The sequence below is a fragment of the Arenimonas sp. genome, from assembly GCF_035721105.1.
Taxonomy (GTDB): domain Bacteria; phylum Pseudomonadota; class Gammaproteobacteria; order Xanthomonadales; family Xanthomonadaceae; genus Arenimonas.
Genome location: NZ_DASTNG010000056.1, coordinates 91,968 through 103,947 on the forward strand (window position 1 = coordinate 91,968; position 11,980 = coordinate 103,947).

An 11,980-nucleotide genomic window follows, 5' to 3' on the forward strand; every position below is an offset into this window, starting at 1 on the left:
CCAACTGCGGCGGCGATGCTTCCCGTTCCCCGTTTCCGACCCATCTAGGCTTCCCCGGGCCGGACTCTATTTTCTGGTCTCGGATGCTGTCAACGCTAAGTGGAGATGACAAGTTGCGTAGATTTTCGTGTGAAGTCTCTATATCGCAAGGGTTGCCGAGAGTTACTTCCCGCCCCGTTTCTCTTTGAGAATCATCACCGTGCGATGCTTGCTAGCGGCCTTTTTCACGTCATGCGTCCGCTACTGCAGGACGCTCTTCACGGAGACGTGAGAAATTTTCGCGGTTGTTTAGGGCCGATGATCTAGACCCATCCCTTGGGCGCGATGGCTTGTTCGAACAAATCTGAAACAACACTGCTTGATGGTGGTCTAAGCCTTAGGCTACTTGCTGGGCGTGGGGGCTTGATCAAACGTCGATGCTGGTTAATGTCGACCAAGTCACTGGCGCTAACCATCCAATCCGCGGCGGCCAGCCTGCTTGTAATCTGCAACGGCAATTCCCTCGAGAGCTAGAAAGAACTCATGCTCCTCTCGTCCAGCTGGGCTTGTCTCCCAACGCTAATGAAGATGGGCTCATTAATGACATATCCATCCTGCTGCTTTTTTATCGTTCCGCGAATGATGGTTCCTCGCTTCCGCATCTCGTGCAAGTCATCTTCATTGCCATTCAACAGATGGACAGGGTCCTTTCGACCGCGCACCCAGATGGCGACATAACCATCGTTTATCGCTCCAACACCACAAATCGGACCATCGACATACGTCGCCTTGATCTTGGTCTCTTTGATTGAACTTGCTTCCGTTCTCGAGATCGTCGGTATTTCCAGGGTTGTGCATTCGAACTTGAGTTGCACCTGAAGGTTGAGTTCATGGATTCTCGAGAATGCGTCGTGGACCTGGACCCATCCCTTGTTGATCCCAAGTTCAGCAGCGAGCTTGGGCGTCGGCTGTCGTGCGTTGTTCCTTATTGTTTCCACCTGATGGATATGGTCGGCGAACCAAAGGCGCCGCGGGTCATCCGTCTCCCGGACCAGGTCGACTTGCCCGTTGGCCTCCCAAATCGTGTCGATTTGGTAGCTTCCGTCTGCTCCACAAGGAGTCTCGACCTTCCGTTGACCACCGACCCGTCCTTTCAATGAAGTGGCGAGATCGACGGTGGCTCTCAATGCCTCCGGGTGCTCGATGAGTCGTGATTCATCGTCGAAACGCACTGCGGCGCTTCTGACTACAAACGTTGCGTTCAATGAATGGGGAGCGTTCCCGATCTTCCGGTTGGTTCTATTGCTGGGCATGCTGCACGTCCTCGGCTCTTGTCCTGCGTAGGCAAGAGCTTAGACATCGTTGTTCAATCCATCCGATCCAACCGCCGCGTTTTACGCGCCGGTTGGACGGTTTTGAGCAGGCGCACCGACTTGGCCCAGGGACGTGCCTCAGCATGAGCAAGCATCCCGAGCCATCCGTAATCCGATTAATCTCGCCGACGGGGTGTACCGCTGGGTCGGGCGCGCGGGGGCCTGCCGGGCCGGAGACGGGTCAGCTCGGCCTGGAACTGGGCAATGAAGTCAGATAGGTCCACGTCCATCGCCTGGCAAATCTCCCACAGCTCAATCACATCCAGTCGGCGCACGCCCCGCTCGACGTCGCTTAGGAATGTCTGGGATTTCCCGATCGACTTGGAGACATCCACTTGGGTCAGGCCCGCCCGCTCCCGGGCATCCCGCAGCATCGTGCGCAGGACGGAGTTCTCTGTTCTGTAAAGAGTCTTGGCCATGGTCTCGCCGATTCGCGAGACTCACGCTATATTCGGATTTCCTATATTCGATTTTCGCGAATAGTGGGGTGGGGAACGGTAGGCCGCCAATCAAGTTCGGCTCGAAACGGCCGCGACCACATCCTCATCAGTCTCCGACCCATTCATGAGAGGGAACCATGGGCTACTCGATCTACCACTGGATTGTCATCGGTCTCATCCTGCTCGTGGTGGCCGGCCCGACTATCATCAGAGCCAGGCTTTACACTCATGAGCATTACCAACGCGACCATCCCGGCTGTGTGAAGCAAGGACGAGTGACGTGCCGTCACTGCGGAGGCGCATCGTTATGGATGAAGCGAAAGAACTTCTTCGTAGGGAAGGGCTGGGCGCACACGTGCCGCACCTGTGGACAGGAGTTGTACTACAGCGGCTAAGTCGCTTCGCTGCCTGCGCCGGCTGACCGATCGCCGGCGCCGGTCGAGGCTTACGAAGTCATTGGTGCTGACCGCAGCCAAACCCGGGTAGCTGGCCACCTACGCTTGCGACACAAAGCGGTCGCGGCATATTGGCCAGCTTGGCGCTATGCTGTTAAGCGCGCCGTTAACATGGGCAGGAATGTGACATGACTGACTTTACTTCTGACGCAGTTGAGCTGCTGACCTATCTTCTGCCCGGCTTCACGGCTGCTTGGCTCTTCTATGGCCTCACATCCCATCAAAAACCGACTCAGTTCGAACGGGTAGTGCAAGCGCTTATCTTCACGTTCGTCATTCAGGTTTTGCTTCAACTATTGAAGGGGCTCTTAATCTCTATCGGAAGCATATTCACTGTTGGAGTTTGGAGCGACGTTATTGAACTGAGCGGGTCATTTTTGATCGCAATTGCTGTTGGTGCGATTGTTGCCTACTTCACCAATAGCGACTCTTTTCACAAGCGGCTACGACAGCTTGGCTTTACGTCTCGAACATCTCATCCGTCAGAATGGTTCTGCGCGTTTACCGACCACGTAACCTACGTGATTCTGCACTTGAAAGACGGGCGTAGGCTCTACGGCTGGCCAAAGGAATGGCCGATTGATCCACAGCGAGGCCAGTTCTATATTCAGGTGCCAAGCTGGATTGACGTGGATGGAAAAGCGATCGACCTTCCCCAACTAGATGGGGTGTTGATTCATGTAGAGGATGTCGATTGGGTGGAGTTCATGCGCCATGATGAGAAAACAAGATGACAAATGATAGAAAGGATCGCTACGAACCAACCGACCGAAAGGGGTCAAATCCACCACCGCCCGGGCGAGACAGAAACGCCAATACCAACCCCCCGCCCACTCAGAGCAAGCCGACTCCGCCGCCTAACCCTCCGCCGACACGGAAATGAGCGTGGCCAAAAGCCCCCAGCGCTTCGAGTTTCTTAGGCACGTTCACATTTTGGAGCGACGCTAGCGGCTGCTTTTGGCCGATCCTTGTCCTGACGCCAAGCCAGGTCCAAGACCCGAGGCGGACGTTCGGCCCAGATGGGAAGCCCTACCCAATCCAAAGACCGAGATTGTCTCGGTCAGTCAGAGCGGGGGCCTTGGAATCCGGGTTTACGACGGGTGCTTTTACCGGACAACCGCGCCCGAGAGTTCCAGCGACCCAGGGGAAAATTTCAGAGTGCTGCATCGAGCTTCAAGTCCTTTTTGTCTGCCTTGATGGAAGAAAGGTTAGAGGGGCCCCTGATTTAAGTCACCGCCTCACAACCACCAAGCCAACTGTGACGGGGACCTGAAGATATATCGAGGTGCGTGGCTTGGACTAATTGCCCAGTGGCTGCGGCTTAATTCTGCCGTTCGGCCGGAAGTATTGTTCTCGACATCGGAGCTAGATCTCGCCCACTGCGTTGACATCGTTTCTGGCCATCTGAAACTCAGGCTCTAGCATGTCGCTACAACCCCACCGCTGGCGTCGCGCCCCACAAATAGTCGGGAGCGAGAATCTTTCTCAGAGCTGGCAGCTTCTGGGCGATTGCTGCCCCGGTCATTTGGGACTAGCGTTAGTCACATCATCATTCAGCATGACATAACTCCGGCCACTCGATTTTGCTCAGGCGTTGGACGGAGCTGTGCGGACATTCCGAGTCAATAGCCATATCCGACTGCGCGTAATGGAGAGACTCCAGTGACAGACAAGAAGGTGGTCTTTGTTGCTTTCGCAATAGAGGACAAGAACTCTCGAGACCTACTGAAAGGGCAGTCGCTTCACGTAAGGTCCCCCTTCGAATACGTAGATATGTCGGTGAAGGAACCCTACGACTCAGAGTGGAAAGACCGTGTCAGGACTCGAATTCGTCGATCCGATGGCGTGATTGCTTTGGTGAGCAAGAACTCCCTTTCATCAAGCGGCCAAAGATGGGAGATCGCCTGCGCCAAGGAGGAGAAAGTTCCTTTGCTCGGGATCTGGATCTACCAGGATGATCGCACCGCTGTTGAAGGCGTTCGCACGATCACATGGACTTGGGATGGGATCGCGAAGTTCATCGACGGGTTATAGGGAGTCTCAATGTGCGTATCGCGTTGATCGTCGGCATTAACTACTACCAGAATGGTGGGGCACTGTTTGGATGCGTGGACGATGCCCACGCCGTGAAAGCAGTGCTTGAGAGGCATGACGGCGGCGGCGTAAACTTCGACTGCAAATTGTTGACCGGAACAGGACCCACTGACGCTGTGACACGTCGCGAACTTCGCGACAGTATCCAGCAACTGTTTGCGGTAGATGCAGATATCGCTCTCTTCTATTTCGCTGGCCACGGGCACATTGAGGCAACTGGCGGGTACCTTCTCGCCTCAGACTCTGCACGGGGGGATGAAGGAATCTCGCTTTCCGATGTGCTAGTGCTAGCGAACCAGTCCAGGGCGCGCAATAAAATCATCTTTCTCGACAGCTGCCATTCCGGGATAGCGGGCACTCCGCCTGGCCAAGGAAACCTAGCGACCTTGGCAGAGGGCGTCACTGTCCTGACTGCCTCAACCGCAGAGCAGTACGCGACTGAGAGGGATGACCGGGGCGTTTTCACGACTCTTCTTGTCGACGCCCTAAATGGAAGCGCCGCCAATCTCACCGGAGACATAACTCCCGGCAGCATCTATGCACACATTGATCAGTCACTAGGCGCCTGGGAGCAACGGCCGGTATTCAAGACTAACGTTAAACAGTTCGTCTCATTGCGGGAGGTCTCCGCACCGATCTCGCGAGAGGAGCTGCGCCGACTCGTCGAGTTCTTCCCTGCGCCGGGAGCGGAGTTCCGGCTGGATCCTACTTTCGAGCCAGAACTTAAGGGTCGCGACCCTGGAATGCCGGATCCAATCCCCGAGAATACGCGGACATTCGGAACACTCCAGAAGTACAACCGCCTGAATCTACTCGTTCCGGTGGGTGTGCGTCATATGTGGAATGCGGCAATGGAGTCGAGGTCATGCAGGCTCACTGCACTTGGCGAGCACTATCGGCGCCTAGTCGAGAAAAACCGTATCTAGGCGCATATTCCGTCCAGCGATGCGTTCAACCGGTCCGCTGTGAGATGCGTTCGTTTCATTTGTCTGTTGCCGCAAGGCAAGCGCCAAACGCGATTTCTCCTGCCGCGACTTGACGATCGCTGCTAGCAGGAAGCGGAAGTCGGCACCCCCCTCCCGCAGAGATACCAGTCGCCGCTGTCCCAGCGGGCTGGCTCAGTCAATACCAGAATCACTTGTCAGCTCCTACTGACGCAACGGTAATAGTCGACCAGCACCAGCACTTCGCGGAGCGGATTGACCAAGACGACGCGTTGAACAGCGCTGTTCGGTCGGCTATCCGGCCGTCTTCACGGCCTCCGAAAAGAAGCACTTGGCAACACGTACGAGGGGCCGAGCCAAGCACTGGCAAGGAATTGAACAAGGGGTCGAGTGAGGGATTCCCAAGATCTTCGTGCTGGGTAGTTGGTGCTGGCTGGTGAAGAGCATATGCTGGCTCTGTTGAATTGGAGGCGATGTAATGGAACCAATCTCGGGTTTCGCGACCATCGTTGCTCTTCTGTCCGACTTCAACGCGTCTAGGCGAGGCGCGGCAGCCGCGACTGTTGAAGAGTTCAAGTCTTGGCTAGCTGAGAATCGCCATTCGCAGATTGTCGATTCCTTGGAGCAAAACGCAGCAAGCCTTCGAAGTATCAAGACGCTATTGCACGAGGATCGCCGGACGCTTGGAGCCCAGTTCCAGATGCTCGATCAGCAGCTCGCCAAGCTTGCGTCCGGGCTTGAGCTGTTTAAGCCATTGGCTAGTGCGCTTCGTCCTGGCGGCGGACTGTCCGGGCAAGCGCTCGAGTGGCTAGAGCAGCTCGATTCTGCGGGCGCGAGCAAGTTCCTGAAGGGCGGAGGTTTCAGCGGAACCTATCTCGCGATGATTGACGGTTCTGGAAAGGGAAACATGACGATCTCGGAGCCGCGGTTCGTTGAGTCGGACCTTGATGACCTTCTCGAGCTCGGCTTGGTGAAGGGCATCGGCACCAACGGAAGGTCCGAACTGATGTACGCGTTCTCGCGCAGTGCTGCCGCGTTGGTGAAGGCTCGGCGGGACTCGGTGCGTGAACCGCTGGAGTAGGGAACTGAGTAGGGAGCTTCAAAGAACTGACCTGAGACGATACGTGTAGCCATTCGGATAGTGAGTTCTCTACCCTTCGTTCTGTGTATGGTTGTCGCAGTCAGGTGCTCATTCGGGTTGCGCCAGACGATCTACGATCCATGCAACCGACAACGCCCAGCGAAGTCCCGGCCATGCACCGTAGGTGACTTTGGCACCGAAGGTTGGAGTGACGACAGTAGCCCCCTCATTTGATGGCCGCCTACTCGCCCCAAAACCGATGCTCTCCAAGGCCTCAACCAGCTGATCAATGGTCGATTCCTTGAAGAGGACGCATCCGTTATCTTGTGGTTGCACCAAGGCGTAGTCCACCCACTCTCGTGCAATTCGCTGCAGTCGTGAGTCTTCCCGCTTAACCATCTCCTTCAGTCGGCAGGCCACCGCGGTGTTTCGCGGTGCTCTGAGGAATTCGGAGCGCCTTTCCGCTGGGATGCGGAGTCGCAGGCACAGGTCTCGCCCGGCATCTAGAATGCTCCGTACCGTCGTTACTCCCATCCCGGCCTGTTCGGCAAAAGTCTCGATAGCCTCGAAATCTTCGCCGCACATGAGCAGGCCTGGGATCACCTTGCCGACGGAGGTCCAAGAAAGCTCCGACTGGTATGGGCGGTAGTTGGGAGGATCTCCCCAAGTGCCGCCCTCCCAGTGTGCAGCGGCAATCTTGATCGCAGCTGCCAAGCGCCTGCCAGGATGGAGGTCGCCACTGTTGCGCTTCGCCACTCGATGCCATCTTTGATCCAGACGATTCAAGCTCAATCCGCCATAGTGAGCGATCTCAACCCGCGACGGAGCGAGGCCGACCGCGCCCTCGGGGTTCGCATAGGTTGTCGGATCGGCGAGGTAAGAGGCGATCGGTGTGCTGATCTGGGCGTGGCCAGACGCACGCATTGCCCGGCCGACGTCTCGCGCCAGGGGTCGCGCCGAGCCTTTAACGCTCGCGTGGCGATGCTGTATCCGCCGCTTTCGCAGCCAGTAGCTCCGACCATTGGCTTGGCCGGTGGCCCACTTCGCGAGATCACTTATGCGACTCGTGACCGCATACAGCGGGAATCGAACCCCATGTGGCGCATTCGGCTTCTGGAATAACGGGATTTGGTGGATGGACGCCTTGTCGCTACGACTAAGCATTACGTCATGCCACCGTACGAACCAAGGTCGATGTTCCTGCCAAAGAGGCCCTTCCAGCCTTATGAATCCGGCGGAGGTCCTGGTCTTCACGGATGCGAACGGTCCGCTGGTTTTAAGGTGGATGTAGTCCGCCTGCGGAAATAGGTGGATGTCCCCGAGCGTGAGCCCGTACACTGACCGCGGTCGGGCGCTCGACGACTCCATCAAGAGGGCAGCAGCCAACTGGAGTTCGCGCAGGCGCTGCTCTACCGGATCATTCTGGTGGTCCCCCGCCGGGGACGCGTTGGCAGCCAATACGGCTACAAGCCTCGTGACTTCAGTGTCCGTCATGACGGCGGGATCGTGACCCTGCATCTTGCCGCCGTCGAAAAGGAGCTTGACGCGCAACCAGTCAGGCGATGACACCCCGTGCCGAAGCTGGGCGAACTGGAGGAAGTCCGCCGCCTCGGCCAATTGATCAGCCCGTACGTTTGGATCCTCGCCTTCAAGCGCAACGAGCAGGCATGCGGTGACGTGCTCCTCTGTCATTTGGGACATGTCCTGTTTCGCCGGCACTGCGGCGATGACCCGAGTCAGCCTGTTGTACTTTCCATAGATGGTTTGGATCTCCAGACCCAGTCGCTTCTTCCCCTTGCGCTGCGTCATGAGGTGATGCACGAACTCCATTACGACCCGCGTTACGCACGGTACGGCGTCCTGTTCCTCCAGCTCCCCTGACACCAAGGGAAGTAGCTGATGGTGGCGATGCTCAGCTGGCTTTGCTTCCTTGCCGCTGATCTTCCCTTGGTAATCGGGATTGAACAGCTCCATGATCTTCTTCAGGTTCATGCGAAGCGCAGGCGTTGGTCGCCCGGATTTGCGGATTCGGCGAGTCAGCGAGGGAGCGTCGTCCTCCTCGTCCGGACCTGTCTGCGGCCCGGAGCCCTCTGACGCTACCTCGCCGATGGTTACCTCGTCGTCGGATGACGCGGCGCGCATCGCCGTGACCGTGGCGGGGACCAAGATGCCTTGGCTCAAGAGACGCTGTGGTCCTTCCAATTCCACCGCCCCCGCGACCTGTAGCGTCTCGAACATGTAGTCGAGGGCCTGCTTTGGTTGAAGACTGCCGCACAGGCTGGGCATCCGATCCAGGAGGAATCGACCGATACCTTCGCCTTGGCTGGCTGCGAGTTCGTTCAAGGCCACCGCCGATTCTGGCAGGGCGCATATCCGCGAACACAACAAGGCGATGACGCCGCTCGCCGCAATGTGTCCGTGCCCGAAGGGCAAGCGAAGCAGCCATGGCTTGCGAAGACTTGCCGTAGCACCTGGCAGCGCGCATGCAACCCGCAAGGCCTCGGCGAGCTTCCTGTGCCGCGTATGCGCCGCGATGGCCAGGACAGTGAGGATGGCGAGCGTTCGGGCCCGCCCATCCGTCGAGCCCTTGTTGAGAGCGCTGACTACTCCCAAGAGCGCCTGTCTCAGCGCATCTGCATGGGTCGTGGCCAGGCCGATGCCGGGAATGAAGGGGCTAGGGTCGCCTGCAGGGCCCATATGGACGAGGCGAGGCAAGTATTCAACTCTGCAAACACCGGTCTTTGCGGCGCGCCGTAGCAACGTCGTGAGTACCCTGGCGGCGAGATGGCGCTGGATTGGGTCCCGCTCTTCAAAAGGAGCAAGGAGGCCATCGATCACGTGTTCCGCCAAGATTGGCTTGGCATCGTTCGTGGTTCTGGCCAAGCGCCACTGGCGAGGGCCTTTGCCCTGCTCCAGCTGCAATGGGAGCTTCTCCTGCTCAAAAGCCCTCGCCAAGGTGTCGATGACTTTCGGTAGGACCTCCTCACGCCGCGACGCCAAGTCCTCCTTCAGGGCTTGGATCCTGCCTCGGTGCTCATTGTCGTGTTCCATCTTCGCCCGGTCGAACGAGCGAAGCGGGTGCATGTCCAGGATCGAGTCGGGAGCCTTCGGGACCATGCCCCCTTCCCAGCCGACCGACAAAAGCCATCCATCGATGATGGGAGCGAGCTCCGGGCCAAGTGAGCGCGGCGGATATGGGGAAGCGTCCGATACCGCATGGACGTCGCTGGCAATCCAACCCATCTGGAAGTATCGGAGCTCGGGGTCCACGCCGGCGCGTGTCAGGGCAAGGTTCAGACCATGCCGGTGCAGGTTCTGCTTTTCTCGCCAAGGGCCTGGCAAGCGATTGCACAGCTCCGGCATGTCCAGCCGCGCAACGCTGCCGTCATCCAGGACGGTGCAGAACAGGGGCAGTTCGGACCGGAGGATCTGTGTCACGACACCCCTTGCGTGGGCAAGTTCCTGCGACCTGCGGATTTTTTTCAGACTGGCGACGTAGGCCTCGACCGCTCCGATGAACCTCCGGCCAGTGGCCACGAGCCGGGTCAGTCGGGCCGGATCGGACTGTTTGTCCCGAACCAGGGCCATGGCCGCGGCCGGAAGCAGGTCCGCCAGCCTGAACTCGGCAACTCTTTGGGTCGGGCGCTGGCCCGTGCAGAGGATGAAGTGCACCGCCAGGCAGTCGCGCTGAGCCCTCAGCAGTTGCAAGAGTTCACCAGCCCTCGGACGACCGCGAGCCCTCTTCGCCGCCTTTCCCAACCGTTCCCAAGCCGCTGCATAAGGTTCCCGCGTGGGCCTCGCCCGGCTTCCAAGCAGGTAGTCTGCCTCTACGGCAGGCCGATCGCCTCCCGCCTGCACGCCGACCATCGGGGCGTTGAGCCGCTCAACGCATCGCAACAACGACCCCGCCGTGTGGCCCGCGTAATACGTGGGGGCCGCGCTCCCCCCGAAGGTCTCGCCAAAGGCCAGCTGCGCGGCATCAGGCCCGAGCTCCGCAACCAAGCCCGCCACGATCCGTTGTCGGAAGCTCCCGGTGGAAAGGGAGCTCCCCGGCCAGACCTCCTTGATGGTCGTAGCCAGCACTTTCCGTGGATCCTTCGATCCCAGGATCAATAGGGTTCGGTTCGGGTCCCCCGAGGCCTCCCTGGCTGCAAGAAGCGATGAAGCCATCTCGATGAGCTTCTGCGAAAGCGGCATGAGGACGTCGCCGCCCACGGCCGCCCACTCGCCCGCCAGGTTGGCCTTCGGATCGAAGGAGCCCGGGGGGCGCGCTTCAGGGCGCCGAAGCACCGAATTCTCGACATCCAGTGCCAGCAGGACACCGTTGGTCTGGCGACCAAACGCCACGGATCCCACCTCCCCGTCCGCGACGCCCGCCTCGAGGGCCAGGAGAGTGGCTACGCGACACTGGGCAGCTTCCAGATCGTGGTCCGTCAACGATTGTTCCGCCCCACGGACGACGGTCTCCCACAGAAGCTTCGCCATCGCCGAGGGGAATATGGAGTCGGGACTGCGGACTAGCTCTTTTATGCCTCGGCCACACAGTTCACTCGACAGGGCCTTTGCCTTTCGGGCCAGCACGGGGAAATGCTCCGGATTCCCACGCACGGGTTCCCAGACCTCGATCGGATCATCATCGGGGTCTTCACCGCCGCCGGGACCGAACGTGACCGGAACCGCACTGGGGCCAGACAGGGGGCTGGTCCCCCCGTCCTCGCCGATCACTGGAGTCGTCGACGAAAGAAGGGACTGGACCGCTTCCCGGAGCCCGTTGCGCCACGCACGGTCGAACCCGCCATGCCCGATGACCGCCTTCCCATCGGCAGACTGCCCGCCGAGGGATGCGATCCTCCCGACCAGGGACGGAAGTCCGTTGCAGTCGCCCAATGGCCAGGAGATGTTTCCCTTGCCACCCGTCCTGATGCCGCGGAGCCACTCTCCCAAGGCTTCGACGAGCTCATCGTGCCCTTGCGTGAGCTGAAGCTCCAACGCTAGCCAGGCGAGGGTGCGTTGAAGCGAGGAAACGTCCTCCTGCTCCCAGCCCAGGAGCGCCGTCGCCAACGGATAGTCGGCGACGAAGCCCCTGGTCGGCGGGACGGGCCCCTCCGCGTTGCCGAGCTGATGGCCATGGGCCATGCTGAACGCCAGAGCTCGCCGGAAGACACGCTGATGCTTGGGCGGTGAGGCGAGCACCGATGCGAGCGCCGCTGCAAGCGCCGGCTCCCAACTTCGCAGCGCCACCCGTATGTAGGCAAGGTGAGCCTTACGGGGAGGCTCAGCGGTCGTCGTTCCGTGCGGGTCGACTGGGACGGAATTGATGGAAAGTACTCACACCGTGGGGCCGAGCTTGTGCCCTATATTCGAAATTAACTTACGCGGTGTCAAGCGACGTTGAGCACCATTGCGCGGTGAGGTGTAAGTGAGTTTTGTATTTTATTAACATTATTCATCAACTGATTGCCGTGGTCTAATCCTGAATCTCGCCATATAAAATCTTCTTTCACGTCTTTTACAGTCCACCCTCCGAAGGCAAGGGTCACAGGTTCGAATCCTGTCGGGCGCGCCACTTCAGTCCCTGTCCACCCGGGACCCCGCTTCGCCCCCCCCTTCCTGC

At 59.0% G+C, this 11,980-nt stretch carries 8 protein-coding genes; 4 read left to right on the plus strand and 4 right to left on the minus strand.

Features of this window, described 5'->3' with window-relative positions:
• Nucleotides 1-509 precede the first annotated feature (509 nt).
• Entirely contained in the window at nt 510-1,211 is a 702-nt protein-coding gene (locus VFQ84_RS09170; RefSeq protein WP_325131332.1) for a hypothetical protein, read from the minus strand.
• 257 nt (nt 1,212-1,468) lie between these two features.
• A complete protein-coding gene (locus VFQ84_RS09175; RefSeq protein ID WP_325131333.1) occupies nt 1,469-1,771 on the minus strand; it encodes a helix-turn-helix transcriptional regulator in 303 nt (100 codons plus the stop codon).
• 604 nt (nt 1,772-2,375) lie between these two features.
• Between VFQ84_RS09175 and VFQ84_RS09180 the strand changes: the two genes are divergently transcribed.
• From VFQ84_RS09180 to VFQ84_RS09195, 4 genes are all read left to right on the plus strand, one after another.
• Nucleotides 2,376-2,981, plus strand: coding sequence for a DUF6338 family protein (locus VFQ84_RS09180; protein ID WP_325131334.1), 606 nt, complete (start codon nt 2,376-2,378; stop codon nt 2,979-2,981).
• A gap of 928 nt (nt 2,982-3,909) precedes the next feature.
• Nucleotides 3,910-4,281: a TIR domain-containing protein gene (locus tag VFQ84_RS09185; protein ID WP_325131335.1), complete on the plus strand. Its 372-nt coding sequence runs from the start codon at nt 3,910-3,912 to the stop codon at nt 4,279-4,281.
• A gap of 11 nt (nt 4,282-4,292) precedes the next feature.
• Nucleotides 4,293-5,267 (plus strand): caspase family protein, encoded by a 975-nt coding sequence (locus tag VFQ84_RS09190; RefSeq protein WP_325131336.1) that lies wholly within the window; start codon nt 4,293-4,295, stop codon nt 5,265-5,267.
• Between the two features lie 496 nt (nt 5,268-5,763).
• Entirely contained in the window at nt 5,764-6,366 is a 603-nt protein-coding gene (locus VFQ84_RS09195) for a hypothetical protein (RefSeq protein ID WP_325131337.1), read from the plus strand.
• 108 nt (nt 6,367-6,474) lie between these two features.
• Here the strand turns inward: VFQ84_RS09195 and VFQ84_RS09200 are convergent, their stop codons facing one another.
• Both VFQ84_RS09200 and VFQ84_RS09205 read right to left on the minus strand, forming a co-directional pair.
• Complete coding sequence (locus VFQ84_RS09200; RefSeq protein ID WP_325131338.1) at nt 6,475-11,502, minus strand: hypothetical protein; 5,028 nt, start codon at nt 11,500-11,502, stop codon at nt 6,475-6,477.
• Nucleotides 11,503-11,747: 245 nt separating this feature from the next.
• Nucleotides 11,748-11,906, minus strand: a complete 159-nt coding sequence (locus tag VFQ84_RS09205; RefSeq protein WP_325131339.1) for a hypothetical protein — start codon at nt 11,904-11,906, stop codon at nt 11,748-11,750.
• Nucleotides 11,907-11,980: the final 74 nt, after the last annotated feature.